This is a genomic window from Streptomyces sp. NRRL F-5135 (assembly GCF_000719775.1).
Classification (GTDB): Bacteria; Actinomycetota; Actinomycetes; order Streptomycetales; family Streptomycetaceae; genus Streptomyces; species Streptomyces hebeiensis.
Genome location: NZ_JOHR01000023.1, coordinates 50,989 through 65,668, shown reverse-complemented (window position 1 = coordinate 65,668; position 14,680 = coordinate 50,989). Strand labels below are relative to the sequence as shown.

Annotated in this window: 12 protein-coding genes, 1 tRNA gene and 1 pseudogene; 9 read left to right on the top strand and 5 right to left on the bottom strand. The window is 72.0% G+C overall.

The genetic code is table 11. The annotated features are described in order from the left end of the window. Positions 1-169: 169 nt before the first annotated feature. Positions 170-868, bottom strand: a complete 699-nt coding sequence (locus tag IG02_RS0130990; RefSeq protein ID WP_030755358.1) for a hypothetical protein — start codon at positions 866-868, stop codon at positions 170-172. 898 nt (positions 869-1,766) lie between these two features. Between IG02_RS0130990 and IG02_RS0130985 the strand changes: the two genes are divergently transcribed. The 7 genes and pseudogenes from IG02_RS0130985 to IG02_RS0130955 all read left to right on the top strand — a co-directional run bounded on the left by IG02_RS0130985 (position 1,767) and on the right by IG02_RS0130955 (position 9,936). Next, positions 1,767-2,249 carry a CarD family transcriptional regulator gene (locus tag IG02_RS0130985; protein WP_003953493.1) on the top strand — a complete coding sequence of 161 codons (483 nt, stop codon included), beginning with the start codon at positions 1,767-1,769 and terminating at the stop codon, positions 2,247-2,249. A gap of 683 nt (positions 2,250-2,932) precedes the next feature. Further along, positions 2,933-3,731 (top strand): annotated as a pseudogene (ispD, locus tag IG02_RS0130980) (2-C-methyl-D-erythritol 4-phosphate cytidylyltransferase). Then, positions 3,721-4,344, top strand: a complete 624-nt coding sequence (ispF, locus tag IG02_RS0130975) for a 2-C-methyl-D-erythritol 2,4-cyclodiphosphate synthase (RefSeq protein WP_037804770.1) — start codon at positions 3,721-3,723, stop codon at positions 4,342-4,344. The pseudogene ispD and the gene ispF overlap by 11 nt, the downstream one beginning before the upstream one ends. Before the next feature lie 310 nt (positions 4,345-4,654). Continuing rightward, on the top strand, positions 4,655-5,059 hold the full coding sequence (locus IG02_RS0130970; RefSeq protein ID WP_030755349.1) for a PPOX class F420-dependent oxidoreductase: 405 nt from the start codon (positions 4,655-4,657) through the stop codon (positions 5,057-5,059). Positions 5,060-5,316: 257 nt separating this feature from the next. Then, positions 5,317-6,717 (top strand): cysteine--tRNA ligase, encoded by a 1,401-nt coding sequence (gene cysS, locus IG02_RS0130965; protein WP_030755347.1) that lies wholly within the window; start codon positions 5,317-5,319, stop codon positions 6,715-6,717. A gap of 298 nt (positions 6,718-7,015) precedes the next feature. Next, positions 7,016-7,966 carry a 23S rRNA (guanosine(2251)-2'-O)-methyltransferase RlmB gene (rlmB, locus tag IG02_RS0130960; RefSeq protein WP_030755344.1) on the top strand — a complete coding sequence of 317 codons (951 nt, stop codon included), beginning with the start codon at positions 7,016-7,018 and terminating at the stop codon, positions 7,964-7,966. Between the two features lie 119 nt (positions 7,967-8,085). Further along, positions 8,086-9,936 carry a DoxX family protein gene (locus IG02_RS0130955; protein ID WP_234314976.1) on the top strand — a complete coding sequence of 617 codons (1,851 nt, stop codon included), beginning with the start codon at positions 8,086-8,088 and terminating at the stop codon, positions 9,934-9,936. Positions 9,937-10,024: 88 nt separating this feature from the next. Here IG02_RS0130955 and IG02_RS0130950 read toward each other — a convergent pair whose 3' ends face one another. From IG02_RS0130950 to IG02_RS0130940, 3 genes are all read right to left on the bottom strand, one after another. Further along, complete coding sequence (locus IG02_RS0130950; protein WP_030755339.1) at positions 10,025-10,741, bottom strand: nucleotidyltransferase family protein; 717 nt, start codon at positions 10,739-10,741, stop codon at positions 10,025-10,027. Between the two features lie 114 nt (positions 10,742-10,855). Then, complete coding sequence (locus IG02_RS0130945; protein WP_030755335.1) at positions 10,856-11,284, bottom strand: hypothetical protein; 429 nt, start codon at positions 11,282-11,284, stop codon at positions 10,856-10,858. A gap of 180 nt (positions 11,285-11,464) precedes the next feature. After that, entirely contained in the window at positions 11,465-12,589 is a 1,125-nt protein-coding gene (locus tag IG02_RS0130940; RefSeq protein WP_030755332.1) for an ABC transporter ATP-binding protein, read from the bottom strand. A gap of 204 nt (positions 12,590-12,793) precedes the next feature. On the opposite strand from IG02_RS0130940, the gene IG02_RS0130935 reads away from it, so the two are divergent. Then, positions 12,794-12,870 (top strand) — tRNA-Thr (locus IG02_RS0130935). A 318-nt stretch (positions 12,871-13,188) separates the two neighbouring features. Here the strand turns inward: IG02_RS0130935 and IG02_RS0130930 are convergent. Beyond that, positions 13,189-13,800 (bottom strand): TetR/AcrR family transcriptional regulator, encoded by a 612-nt coding sequence (locus tag IG02_RS0130930; RefSeq protein ID WP_030755328.1) that lies wholly within the window; start codon positions 13,798-13,800, stop codon positions 13,189-13,191. 144 nt (positions 13,801-13,944) lie between these two features. Here IG02_RS0130930 and IG02_RS0130925 point away from each other — a divergent pair, with 144 nt between their 5' ends. Beyond that, positions 13,945-14,679: an SDR family NAD(P)-dependent oxidoreductase gene (locus IG02_RS0130925; RefSeq protein WP_030755325.1), complete on the top strand. Its 735-nt coding sequence runs from the start codon at positions 13,945-13,947 to the stop codon at positions 14,677-14,679. Position 14,680 lies beyond the last annotated feature (1 nt).

Below are 14,680 nucleotides of genomic sequence, written 5' to 3'. Positions count from 1 at the left end.
GGAGGCCGTTCCGTCTCGCCCGCATCGCCCGCGCCGTACGCTTCGCCCGCGTACCGACGCGGACACGCATCCGTACATCTCCCATACGCAGTGCGCAGCCGTAGAGACCGCTGTGGCGCCTCACCCTGCCCGGGTGCGGCGCCACAGCGGTCTACGCGTGTTACGGGGCTCAGTGGCCTTCGCCTTCGCCACCCGCGGCGTTGTCCTGCGGGGTCGGGTCCGCATCCGGGGACGAGCCCGGGCCCGGCTTGTCCCCGTTACCGGCCTGCTCCTCGTTACCGGCCTGCTCCTCGCTCCCGGCGCCGGTCTGGCCGGGCGCCGGCGAGCCGGCGGGGGAGCTGGACGGGGTCGGCAGCGAGCTCGGGCCGACCCCCTTGAAGTAGCCCGTCGCGGGGATGACGAAGGCCCGCAGGTCGATGTCGCCGGTCTCGCTGAACGTGAACACGACCTTCTGCGCGTCCCCGTCCCTCGCGGCCTCGCGGCCCTTCTCGACCACGGCGGAGGCGTTCCCCTCGCCGCCGAGCTGGACCGAGCCGCCGGCCGGCACGGTGATCGGGCCGGAGCCCTTGGCAGGGCTGAGCTTCACCGTGGCGCCGGTGCCCGGCAGCGAGATGGAGTCCAGCGTCTGGGCCTTGCGGCCGCTGTTGAAGAACGTGCCGGTGACGACCGCCGGGCCCGCCGCGCTCGGCTCGGGCTGGGTGACCACCGTCGCGTTCTGGATGCTGATGTCCCCGACGGACGTGGCGGCGTGGTCCGGCTTGACGCCGAGCGTCTGCGCGTTGTTGCCGGCGCCGCACGCGGTGAGCGAGGCGAGTGAGAACACGAGGGCAGGGGCGGCGAGGGCGCCGCGTCGAAGGCTGCGGCTCACGGCGGCGGCAACTCCTAGGACGTACGGACGTTCGGGCGTTTGCGGCGCAACCGTTCAGGACGGGCCCGGCCAGGTCCTGTCCGGGCCGAGGTCGCGCCGACAGCTGACGGTGGAACAAAAAGCGGTATCAGCGGGCATCAGGTTACCGAGCCGCCTCGGACGCCTCGCACCCGACCCGCCTCGATACGCCGCACCCTCGCTCCGGGCCCCGGCCGGGCCGCCGTTGCCGCCACCCGCACGGGCCCCGCGCGCCACCCGCACGGGCCCCGCGCGCCACCCGCACGGGCCCCGAACGGCACCCGCACGGGCCTCGCGCGGGATCGAGCGGGCGCCCCGCCCGGACCCGCGCCCACGAGGCCGCCCGGACCGGCGCCCCGCTCGCCGGCGCCCCCGCTTCCGACCCGCTCGGCACCCTCGCCGCCACCCCGCTCGCATGGCCGCCGGTATCGCGTCGCGTGGACGTTTCGCGGGCCGTTCACATAAACCACGTGATCAATTCCGCCGCCGACAAACTTTCCTTCCGAATACCGTGCCGCGTCCCGCGGTGATCAAATTCGGAATCCCGCACGACTTCCGCCGCACTTCCGTCCCGCATCCGTCTCACTTCCGACCGTATGCGTGATCGACATGCGAACGGAGTAGGGGAAGTACGGCGCACCGAATCGGGCAAATCGGGACGTTCACCCTTTCTGGGGGGTCTCGCGCGGCGGGTGACGGGCGCGTTTCGGGGCGCCCGCGCAGCGGCTCCGACCTGCGAATACCCCCCTCCGGAAGGCGTCCGCAGCACGTTCCAGTCGCTGTTGTCAAGCCCCGAGATACGGCCTGACCTGCGAAAACGCCATTCAGAAGTGCCCATTCTCGTGTTACCCTGGATAGCCACGGAAGGGGTACCTGTCACATGACGTTCAAGGTTGGCGACACCGTGGTCTATCCCCATCACGGGGCCGCGCTGATCGAGGCCATCGAAACTCGCCAGATCAAAGGCGTGGACAAGACCTACTTGGTGCTCAAGGTCGCCCAGGGCGACCTGACGGTGCGTGTACCGGCGGACAATGCGGAGTTCGTCGGCGTGCGCGATGTGGTCGGTCAGGACGGGCTGGACCGGGTCTTCGAGGTGCTGCGAGCGCCGTACGCCGAAGAGCCGACGAACTGGTCCCGTCGCTACAAGGCAAATCTGGAGAAGCTCGCCTCGGGCGATGTCATCAAGGTCGCCGAAGTGGTGCGTGACCTGTGGCGTCGTGAGCGCGAGCGCGGACTCTCCGCCGGTGAGAAGCGCATGCTCGCCAAAGCGCGGCAGATTCTCGTCAGCGAGCTCGCCCTCGCGGAGAACACGAACGAAGACAAGGCCGAGGCTCTGCTCGACGAGGTTCTCGCGTCCTGACGTGTACGCGTACGCGGTGCCGTCCTGCGGTCCGTCCTGCTCCTGAAGCGTGGAAGACCTGAAGCGTGGAAACGACGCAGCACGAACGAGGCGGAACAACAGCGCAGCAGCCGTGACGCGGAACACGGAACACCCCGACGACGAAGACAGCCCGACGAAACAGTCGGGACGACCCGACCGGTCACCCGGTCGGAGCGCGGACCGGACCAGCAACCGGACAACGCAGCACATGCCGTGGTGCCCGCTGACCAGCTCCCGCCCTCGCGCCACCGCCGGCTCCCGGCTCAGGCTTCGAGTTCAGGCGCCAGGCGGCCATCCGAGGGAAAGGCTGAGTCGCCGGGCGCTGCGGCATGCCCGGAAGAAGCCTGCCCGCGCCTGGGTGCGGTCGCGTCCCGGCCACACCCACACGACGTCTTGTTCGTCGACTTCGTCGACACCGAAAACCGAGGCGAGGCCGAAGCCGAAGCGGTCGAACGGCCGCGTACGCCCTCGCGTACCCCGCCCAGTCCCGTCCCAGTCCCCGTGTCGCCATGCGTACGTGCCGTTCCGGCCACGCGTGTCGTGTTACATGACAGCCGCATATACCTTCGTCCCCGGCACCAGCCGTGCTGGACCGGGGAGCCGGGGCGGCCCGTCTCGACCGTGTCACGGAAGGGTCCGGTCAAGGCGTCACGCCCGGCACGCTGTGGCCATACCCATGTCGGCCGAGGAAACAAACCTGCCGGAGAACAACCGATGACAGACCCAGCCAGCCATCGTCGCACCGCCGCGGTGATCCCCGCGGCGGGCCGGGGGGTACGGCTCGGCCCGGGCGCCCCCAAGGCGCTCCGCGCGCTGGGCGGCACGCCGATGCTGATCCACGCCGTACGGGCGATGGCCGCCTCCCGCGCCGTCTCGCTCGTCGTCGTGGTCGCACCGCCCGACGGAGCACCCCAGGTCAAGATCCTCCTGGACGAGCACGCGCTGCCCGAGCGCACCGACTACCTCGTCGTACCCGGTGGTGAGACCCGTCAGGAGTCCGTACGGCTCGGTGTCGACGCGCTGCCCGAGGACATCACCGACGTACTCGTCCATGACGCGGCCCGCCCGCTGGTGCCGGTGGAGACGGTGGACGCGGTGATTGAGGCCGTCCGGGACGGAGCGCCGGCCGTGGTGCCCGCGCTGCCGGTCGCGGACACCGTCAAGCAGGTGGAACCGCGCGGGAAGGGCGAGCCCGAGCCGGTCGTCGCGACCCCGGAGAGGGCGCTGCTGCGTGCCGTCCAGACCCCGCAGGGCTTCGACCGGGAGACGCTCGAACGAGCGCACCGGACCGTGACGGCCGTCGGCGAGGGCGCCACGGACTGCGCGGGCATGGTCGAGCGCCTCGGCGCGCCCGTCGTGGTGGTGCCCGGCCACGAGGAGGCGTTCAAGGTGACCCGGCCGCTGGATCTGGTACTGGCGGAGGCGGTTCTCGCCCGGAGGAGGGCCAACGATGGCTTCTGACACGTCCACGTCCACCGGGCCGGGGTCCACCGGGCCCGGGTCCGGGGCGACCGGGTCGGGCGGCGCACCCGCCGGGGCCGGGAGCGCGTCCCCGCAGACCTCGCCGCCCCCGCAGCCCTCATCGCCCCCGCTGCCGCAGGTCGGGATCGGCACGGACATCCACGCCTTCGAGGAGGGCCGCGAACTGTGGTGCGCCGGCCTGCTCTGGGAGGGCGAGGGGCCCGGCCTGGCCGGGCACTCCGACGCGGACGTCGTCGCCCACGCGGCCTGCAACGCGCTGTTCTCCGCCGCCGGGCTCGGTGACCTCGGCGCGCACTTCGGCACCGGACGCCCCGAGTGGTCCGGCGCCTCGGGGACCACCCTCCTCACGGAGGCGGCCCGGATCGTGCGCGACGCGGGCTTCACCATCGGCAACGTGGCCGTCCAGGTCGTCGGCAAGCGGCCGAAGATCGGCAGGCGCCGGGACGAGGCGCAGAGGGTCCTGAGCGGTGCCGTGGGCGCCCCGGTCTCGGTCTCGGCGGCCACCTCCGACGGGCTCGGTTTCACCGGGCGCGGCGAGGGGCTGGCGGCGATCGCGACGGCGCTGGTGGTTCGCACGGACAGCGCGGCCTGAAAACGTCGGGTGCCGGGCATGGGTGAGGGAACGCTGAGAGATCATTGACCGCGCCACCCGAAAGAGGCGGCACCCGGAAGAAAGCGAGGCCGTCGCCCCGGCCCGAGGCAGTGCCCCGGTCAGACGGTTCAGACCGCCACGGCAGGTCCGGACCGTGACAGCGAGTCCGGACAGTGACCAGCGAGTCCGGACAGTCGGTCGCGGCACTGGGCCGGACGGTTGCGGCCGGTCCAGACAGTCCAGACAGCCCAGACAGTTCAGACAGTTCAGACAGTCCCAGGAAGTTCCCGGCAGAAAGGCACAGGCACCCATGACCGCCGCACTCTCCGACCAGCTCAAGGAAGTCCTCGACGGGCCCGTCTTCGTCGACATCGCCACCATCCAGCCCGACGGCAGCCCCCAGGTGTCGCCGGTGTGGGTCAAGCGGGACGGCGACGACCTGCTGATCTCGACCACCGTGGGCCGGCGCAAGGAGCAGAACCTGCGCCGGGACCCGAGGGTGTCGGTGGTCGTCCAGCCGGCCGACTCGCCGTACACGTACGCCGAGATCCGCGGCTCCGCGACCCTCACCACCGACGGCGGCCAGGAGCTGATCGACGAACTGTCCCTGAAGTACACGGGCAAGCCGTACGCCGAGTTCAACCCGGCCTCGGGCGAGGACGCGGCGCGCGTGGTCGTACGGATCACGCCGCGCAAGGTCGTCGGCCGGATCTGAGCCGACCGGCCTCGTCCGGGCCGGCCCGCAGGCCGAGCCGACCGGTCCGAGCCCCGGGCCGTTCCGAGCCGGACCGGACCGGTCCGGCTCGGAACGGGGTCGCCGTCGTGCGCCGCGCCGCCGGAATCCCGTCGTCCCCTGGCCAGGCGGGGCGCATATGCCGGACGAATGGACCAAGTCGGCGTAAACGGCACGCACCCGTGCCCCGTGCCCCCAAGGGGCACGGGGCACGGCCCGAAGCGCACTACCCTTGTGGCGTGACTATTCGGCTGTACGACACCGGCGCCCGGCAGATCCGTGACTTCACCCCGCTCACGCCGGGCTGTGTCTCGATCTACCTGTGTGGCGCCACCGTGCAGGCCGCCCCGCACATCGGACACATCCGGTCGGGACTCAACTTCGACATCATGCGCCGCTGGTTCGAGTACCGCGGCTACGACGTGACGTTCGTGCGCAACGTCACGGACATCGACGACAAGATCATCAGCAAGTCCGGCGACCAGGGGCGCCCCTGGTGGGCCATCGGGTACGAGAACGAGCGCGCGTTCAACGCCGGTTACGACGTCCTCGGCTGCCTGCCGCCCACGTACGAACCGCGTGCCACCGGCCACATCACCGAGATGATCGAGATGATGCGCGGCCTGATCGAGCGGGGACACGCGTACGAGGCCGACGGCAACGTCTACTTCGACGTCCGCTCCTTCCCCGGCTACCTGGAGCTGTCCAACCAGGACCTGGACGAGATGCGCCAGCCGTCCGGGGAGGGCGAGACCGGCAAGCGCGACCCGCGGGACTTCGCGATGTGGAAGGCCGCCAAGCCGGGCGAGCCGTCCTGGGAGACCCCGTGGGGCCGCGGCCGGCCCGGCTGGCACCTGGAGTGCTCGGCCATGGCGCACAAGTACCTGGGCCCGGCCTTCGACATCCACGGCGGCGGCCTGGACCTGATCTTCCCGCACCACGAGAACGAGATCGCGCAGGCCAAGGGGTTCGGGGACGAGTTCGCCCGGTACTGGGTGCACAACGCCTGGGTCACCATGAGCGGCGAGAAGATGTCCAAGTCGCTCGGCAACTCGGTGCTCGTGAGCGAGATGGTCAAGCACTGGCGGCCCATCGTGCTCCGCTACTACCTGGGCACACCGCACTACCGCTCGATGATCGAGTACAGCGAGGAGGCCCTGCGGGAGGCCGAGTCCGCGTTCGCCCGGATCGAGGGCTTCGCGCAGCGCGTCACGGAGAAGGCGGGGGAGGCCGTCGCGCCCGCCGACGAGGTGCCGCCCGCCTTCGCCGAGGCCATGGACGACGACCTGGGCGTGCCGCAGGCCCTCGCGGTCGTCCACACCACGGTCCGGCAGGGAAACTCGGCGCTGGCGGCGGACGACAAGGAAGCGGCCGTGGCCCGGCTCGCGGAGGTACGGGCCATGCTCGGCGTCCTCGGCCTGGACCCGCTCGACGGGCACTGGGCGGGCGAGGTCGACCGGGGCGACGACCTGCACGGTGTGGTGGACACGCTCGTACGGCTGGTGCTCGACCAGCGCGAGGCCGCCCGGGCCCGCAGGGACTGGGGCACGGCGGACGCCATCCGGGACCAGCTCCAGCAGTCGGGACTGGTCATCGAGGACAGCCCGGCGGGGCCGCGCTGGACGCTCGGGCCGCGCTGACGCGGCGAGCCGGCTCCGGCGCGGCTGACGCGGTGCCCCGGCGCGGGCGCGTCGCCCGCCGGGGCACCGCCGTCGGCGCCACCCGCGCGGGGACCGTTCCGTACGCTGTAGGGGGCGCGTACGGCGTGCGGGGCCCGTACGGCGGGCACACGGGCCGTACGGCCCGCACGGATTTCCGAAGCGACCCGCACGAGCGACGCCGGCACGAGAACCGTCGGACCGAGCGACGCGGCACGAGCAACCCGTCAGCAGCGACGCATCAGAAGCAGCGCATCAGAAGCAACGAAACAGGTAGGTCATGGCCGGGAACAGCCAGCGCAACAACCGCAGCGTGTCCAAAAAGAAGGGCCCGCAGATCGGTAGCGGTGGCAAGCGGCGCCGCGGACTGGAGGGCAAGGGCCCCACGCCGCCGGCGTCCGCCCGCAAGGGCCACATCAAGAACCGCGTCGCCAACGCCAAGGCGAAGCAGGCCCAGCGGCGTCCGGTCGCCCGGCGGGGCGGCAAGGGCAGCAGCGAGATGGTCGTGGGCCGCAACCCGGTCTTCGAGGCGCTGCGCGACGGCGTGCCGGCGACGACCCTGTACGTCCAGCAGTTCATCGACAACGACGAGCGCGTCCGCGAGGCGCTCCAGCTCGCGGCCGAGCGCGGCGGCATCCACCTGATGGAGGCGCCCAGGCCCGAGCTGGACCGGATGACGGGCGGCCTGAACCACCAGGGGCTCGTCCTCCAGGTCCCGCCGTACGAGTACGCGCACCCGGACGACCTGGTGACGGCCGCGCTCGACGACGGGGAGGACCCGCTGATCGTGGCGCTGGACGGGGTCACCGACCCGCGCAACCTCGGTGCCGTCGTCCGCTCCGTCGCCGCCTTCGGCGGCCACGGCGTCGTCGTACCGGAGCGGCGCGCCGCCGGGATGACGGCCGGCGCCTGGAAGACGTCGGCGGGTACGGCGGCCCGTACGCCGGTCGCGCGGGCCACCAACCTGACCCGCGCCCTGGAGGCGTACCAGAAGGCCGGGCTCACGGTCGTCGGCCTGGCGGCGGACGGCGAGGCCGAGGTCGGTGACCTGGCGGCGCTCGACGGGCCCGTCGTGATCGTGATCGGCAGCGAGGGCCGGGGGCTGTCGCGGCTGGTGGGCGAGACGTGCGACATCCGGGTGCGCATCCCGATGCCGGGCGGCGCGGAGTCGCTGAACGCCGGGGTGGCGGCCGGCGTCGTGCTGTACGAGGCGGCACGCCTGCGGCGCTGACGCGGCGGGGCCGTCCGGGGCCTGGGCGGCGGCTGTTCCGGCGCCTCAAACGATCTTGACGGGTCTCGGACAGATCCCGGCCGTCAAGGCAGTGTCCTAAACACAAGTCACTCGGTTAGATGAGTGTGGACACCAGAACGCCCCGGCCCGGGTTCGACGATCAGCCCCCGCTGAGCATGCTCAAAGTGGACTGCGACCCCGCGCAGGTCATCGTGAACCACGCCAGCTTCCGGGTGAAGCTCGCATCGCCCCAGCGCCCCGGCCCCGCTCGCCCCGCCCGTGGCGCGCGCGGGGCGGACACGGCGCGCGTCCCCGCCCTGCGCGGCGCCGGGGGTGGTGCCAGGCGCCGCGCCCCGGTCGTCTGGAGCGGGAAGTCCGAGCCGGGCGACCCCGCGGCGTCCGGGCTGCTCCAGGCCGTACGGAACTCCTCGGCGGGCTTCCGGGCCGGCTCGCAGTCGCAGGCCGCGGGCGCCCCGTCCCGTGGCGGTTCCGGCGCCGCCCTGACGCACGAGGCCGGCGCGACGCAGGTCATCCCCCGGATCGGCTTCGACGACGCCGAGAGCACGGTCCCCACCCCCATCGTCGGCAGCCCGCGCTCCGGTGGCACCGTCCCGCCCCCCGCCCGCCCCGCCGTGCCGGGCGCGCGGACCGCCCCGCTGCTGCCGCCGATGCGGCAGGCCGTCGGCGCGTACGACACGACGTACACGCAGGGCACCGAGGTGGCGGGGCGCCCGCCGTACGGCCACGGGGCCGGCGGCACCGGCGCCGGGGACGACCCGTACCCCGGCCGCGGCTTCGACCGCGACGACGAGTTCGACCGCGACGCGGACCGCTACCCGGAGACCGACGGCGACGCCGAGGCCGACGACCGGCCCCGTACGCAGCGGCACGGCGCGGACTCCGTCCGGCACGCGTACTACCCCGGCCGCCGCATGAACCTCGGCGTGGTGCTGCTCCCGCTCCGCGTCTTCCTCGGCTTCATCTCCGTCTACGCGGGCATGGGCAAGCTCTGCGACCCCGTCTACTTCGACGGCGGCGAGCGCGGCTCCATGGTCAAGTGGCTCCAGTCGCTGCACCCGTGGGCACTGGCGGAGCCGCTGCGGGACTTCGCGCTCTCGCACCCCGTCGGCGCGGGCCTGAGCGTCGCGTTCCTCCAGATCGTGGCCGGCGTGCTGACCATCCTCGGGCTCTGGCAGCGGGTCGCCGCCGGGTTCGGCGCGCTGCTGTCGGCGGCGCTGCTCCTCACCGTCAGCTGGCGGACCGTACCGGCGTACGACGCGCCCGACATCATCTACCTCGCCGCCTGGTCCCCGCTGGTCATCGCGGGCGCGCCGGTGTACTCGGTGGACGGCCGCCTCGCCGGTGAGGCGTGGCGCACGCTCGGACCGCGCTCCGAGATCTGGGAGCTGCGCCGGCGCGTCCTGCGGCGCGGTTCGATCGTCGCGACGGTGGTGATCGGCCTGACGCTGCTGGTCGGCTCGGTGCTGGGCGGCGCCGTACGGTCCTCGGACCTGGTGACGGTGCCGGGCCCGGACGGGAACCCGGTCAACCAGCTGCCCGGCATGCCGCTGCCCAAGAAGCCGGGGCACGGCGGCGGCAGCGCCTCCGGGACCCCGGACAGCACCCGTGGCGCGGACGCCGAGCGGTCGGAGCCGTCGGCGACCCGGTCGGGCAGCCCCACGGCCCCGCAGTCGACGCCCGGCGGCGGGGCGGTCCCGGAGACGGGCGGCGCGGCCAGTACGGGTCAGACGCAGCAGCAGCGGCAGCCGAGCCAGACCCAGGGCACGGTCCAGCAGCCTCCGCAGACGGCCGAGCAGGCCCCGCCGGAGCCCAGTGGCCAGGGGCCGTCCTCGACGGGCGGCTCGGGCGACGGGGGCCTCGGGGGCGGCGACGGCGACAGCGGTACGGGCTCGTCCTCGGGCGGTGGCGGCGGCGAGGCCAGGAACCCGATCGGGGGCCTGCTGGGCTGACGGGCCGAGCGGAGTACGTGGGGCGAGTACGTGGGGCGGGTCGGGTGCTGATCGGGTCGGGTGCCGGCCGGATCGGGTGCCGGCCGGGTCAGGTGCCGGTCGAGGCCAGTTCCTTGGCGGCTTCGGTGAGGTCCTTGGCGGTGTCGATGGCACGCCAGTAGGCACCGTGCGGCAACGGGAAACCGGCGAGGCGGCGTTCGCGCGCCAGCCGCGGGAAGGTGGTCCGCTCGTGGTCGCCCCGGTCCGGGAGCAGCGAGACGAAGGCGGAGGAGAAGACGTACACGCCGGCATTGATCAGATAGGGCGAGGGAGGCGACTCGATGAAGTCGAGAACGTGCCCGAACTCGTCCGTCTCCACCGCTCCCCAGGGGATCCGTGGCCGGGCGAGGGCGAGCGTGGCGGTCGCGTCGCGCTCATGGTGGAACGCGGCCATCTCCCGCAGCGAGAACCGTGTCCAGATGTCGCCATTGGTGGCGTACCAGGGACGCTCGGGCTCGGGCAGCCGGGCGGCGGCGTACTTGAGACCACCGCCGCGCCCCAGTGGTTCGGGCTCCACGACGGTGGTGACGCGCAGGGGGAGGTCGGCCGAGTACAGCCAGTCCTGGAGGACTTCGGCGAGGTGGCCGCACGAGACGACGGCGTCGGTCACGCCCTCGGCGGCGAGCCAGGCGAGCTGATGACCGATGATCGGGGTCCCCGTGCCGGGGATCTCGACCATCGGCTTGGGGCGGTCGTCGGTGTACGGGCGCAGCCGCGACCCCTGGCCGCCCGCCAGGACCACGGCCTGCGTCGGATACGAGTGCATGCGGTGAACGATAGGCGGGGCGGGTGGCCAGGGGCGCGGCCAGGTTCGTGCCGGCTGCCGGGTGACGGGTGATGGCTGCCGGGTGATGGCTGCCGGGCGCCGGGTGCCCGCGGCTCAGCTGCCCGCGGCCTGCTGGGAGACGCCGTACGCGAACGCGGTGTCGCACACGGGCCGGGAGAAGGACTGCGCCCGGGTGGGCCCGTACGCGGTCACGGCGGCACGGCCCAGGGCGCGGGCGATCGCGACGCAGTGCTGGGCGAGCGACGGGCGTTCCTCGACCTCGCGTTGGAGGTGGGTCAGCGCGATCCCCGGGTCCTTCCGCTGCAGTTCCACGAGGAGCTGGTCGCGCAGGACGTCCTGGGGCGCGCGGGCCTTGGACTTGGCCCTGACCGAGGCGGTATCCGACGAGGCGGTCAGGATCTGCGACTCGGCATTGCTGGTCGCCCACGGGACGCGGGCTACCGCGAGGGTCCCGGAGAGCACCAGGACGACGGGCAGGACGGCAGCGAGAGTTCGGCCGATACGGCGGGCTGAGTGGGTCACGCAGGCGAGCGTAGCGCTCGGTGATGATATGGCGACATTTTGTCACCGGAAAGAGCGATGGTTCGAGAGGTTTTTTCGAATTGGGTGTTGACGCGCCGGGGTTGAACGGCCGGCAACGGGCACGGCCCCGCGCTTGCGGCTTGCAGCGCGGGGCCGTGTCACGGGCGGTGCGGGTGCGGGTCAGTCGGTCAGCCGCTCGCCGGTGGAGGTGGAGAAGACGTGGGTCTCGCCCGCGCGCGGGACGACGTGCAGCTTGGCGCCCTTCTCGGGCACGGAGCGGCCGTTGACGCGGACGACCAGGTCCTTCGTCTCGCTGCCGACCTCGGCGGTGCCGTAGACGTAACCGTCGGCACCCAGTTCCTCGACGACGTTGACGGTCACGGCCAGGCCGGCCGGGGCGTCCTTGGAGAGCGCGCCGTTCGTCCCGCCCTCCTCGACGATGTCGAAGTGCTCGGGGCGGACGCCGACCGTGACGGTCTTGTCGCCCTTCCCGGAGGCGGCGCTCAGCGCCTCGCGCGAGACGGGCACGACGCTGTTGCCGAACTTCACGCCGCCGTCGGTGATCGGGACCTCGACCAGGTTCATCGCCGGGGAGCCGATGAAGCCGGCGACGAAGAGGTTGGCCGGCCGGTCGTACATGTTGCGCGGCGAGTCGACCTGCTGGAGCAGCCCGTCCTTGAGGACGGCCACCCGGTCGCCCATGGTCATGGCCTCGACCTGGTCGTGGGTCACGTACACCGTGGTGATGCCGAGCCGGCGCTGGAGGGAGGCGATCTGCGTACGGGTGGAGACACGGAGCTTGGCGTCGAGGTTCGACAGCGGCTCGTCCATGAGGAAGACCTGCGGCTCACGCACGATGGCCCGCCCCATCGCCACCCGCTGCCGCTGACCACCGGAGAGCGCCTTCGGCTTGCGGTCCAGGTACTCGGTGAGGTCGAGGATCTTCGCGGCCTCCTCGACCTTCTTGCGGATGTCCGCCTTGTTGACCCCGGCGATCTTGAGCGCGAAGCCCATGTTGTCGGCCACGGTCATGTGCGGGTACAGCGCGTAGTTCTGGAACACCATGGCGATGTCCCGGTCCTTGGGCGGCAGGTGCGTGACGTCGCGGTCGCCGATGCGGATGGCGCCGCCGTTGACGTCCTCCAGACCCGCGAGCATGCGCAGGGACGTCGACTTGCCGCAGCCGGAAGGGCCGACGAGGACGAGGAACTCGCCGTCCGCGATCTCGATGTCGAGCTGGTCCACGGCGGGCTTGTCACCGCCGGGGTAGACGCGGGTGGCCTTGTCGAACGAAACGGTAGCCATGGCGATATGTCCCCTCACCGGCAGGAACGTGCCGGACGATCCGAGTAAAGGAAGGATCCGCCACGGGAACGCGGCGGACGGGTCTAGTCCACCTGGGTGAACTTGAGGTGACCCTAGCTGTCCGGATGTGATCTGTCAGTACTCGTGCACGGAAGAAATCCCGGGCCGTCCGGTGATCGGGGCCGGTTACACTGCTGGGGGTACGCCTCCTTAGCTCAGCCGGCCAGAGCAACGCACTTGTAATGCGTAGGTCGTCGGTTCGAATCCGACAGGGGGCTCCACTGGAAACCCAGCCCAGACAGTGTCTGAGCTGGGTTTTTCCGTTCAGCGGAGGCGGCGACGGCGACGCGCGCGTGGCGCCTCGCTGTCCGTGGTCTCATTTCCCGGCGCGCGGCGTCGGCAGCTGCCAGGCCGACCATGTCGGCGGGGCCTCGGGGGCGCTGGTGTCCCCGGCGCCTTCTGCTGCGGCTTTCAACGGGCGGGCGGCCGGTTCCGTAAAAGCCAGCGGTCCGGGCCAGGTGCCGGGCGGCTGGTGTCGCGTACCGGCGGGTGCGGCCGCGTGACCGGTAGCGCGTCCGGCCCGTCCGCGGAGTGCCAAGTCAGCTTGACGCTTCCTCCCGTTGCCGGTCATCGCCGGCTGTGGCGGGGATGGCGTTGTCGATGAGGACGGCGGCGATGGCGGCGGCGGTGGGGAAGGCGTCGGTGTTGAGGACCCGGGAGCGGGCCGCGGCGCCGTCGATGAGCAGCGCGAGCTGTTCGCCGAGCTGTTCAGGGTCGGCGGCGCCGGCCTCGCGGGCGGTGTCGGCGAGCCGCGCGGCGACGGCTTTCTTGTACTCGCGTGCGTACTGGGACGCGGGGTGCTGGGGGTCGTTCAGTTCGACGGCGGCACCGATGTAGGGGCACAGGGGGGTGGTGGGGGGGATGTCGAAGGCGGCGAGAAGCCGTTCGCGGGGCGTGAGGTCGGTGCGGTCGAACACGCCGGACAGAACGGAGGGGTCGAACCGGCGCAGGTACTCGGCGACGAGTTCGTCCTTGCCGGTGAAGTGCTGGTAGGCCGTGCGCTTGGACACCTCGGCCGCCGCGCAGAGCTCGTTCATGCCGGTGCGGTTGATGCCCTGCTCGCGGAACAGCTGCTGGGACGCGCTGAGGATGCGCTCGCGTGCGCCCCGGCCGCGGCGGCGGCCCGTGGGGCCCTTCTCCAACTCCGTCATGGGTCCACCGTACCGCAGCTAGGTAACGACTGGTGTACATAGTTTGCGCCCTGCTCGCCCGCCCCGTACTGTAAGCACACAGGGCGGTGTACATAGCACCGTCGTCCCAGGTGCGCACGGCACCACCGACCCAAGGGAGCGACCATGGGAAAGCTCGACGGCAAGGTAGCGGTCATCACCGGCGGCACCACCGGCATGGCGCTGGCAGGCGCGAAGCTGTTCGTCGAAGAGGGAGCGCACGTCTTCATCACCGGCCGCCGCCAGGACGCCCTGGACGAGGCCGTGAAGCAGATCGGCCGCAACGTCACCGGCGTCCAGGGCGACGCCGCCGACCTGGACGACCTGGACCGCCTGTACGACACCGTCAAGCGGGAGAAGGGAAGCCTCGACGTGCTGTGGGCCAGCGCCGGCGGGGGCGAGCCCGCCCCGCTCGGCGAGATCACCGAGGCCCAGTTCGACACCTGGTTCGGGCTCAACGCCCGCGGCACCCTGTTCACCGTCCAGAAGGCCCTCCCGCTCTTCAACGACGGCGGCTCCATCCTCATGACCGGCTCCAACGCCTCCCTCGGCGCCTTCCCCGGCTGGAGCGTCTACGCCGGCAGCAAGGCCGTCCAGCAGGCCTGGGCCCGTATCTGGCTCAACGAGCTCAAGGACCGCCGCATCCGCGTCAACGTCCTGACCCCCGGCCAGGTCGCCACCGCCAAGCAGGAAGAACTCTTCGACGAGGCCACCAAGCGCCAGTTCGAGTCCCTCATCCCCCGCGGCCAGATGGGCCGCCCCGACGAAATCGCCACCGCCGCCCTCTTCCTCGCCTCCGACGACTCCAGCTACGTCAACGGCATGGAACTCGTCGCCGACGGCGGCACCACCGCCATCTGAA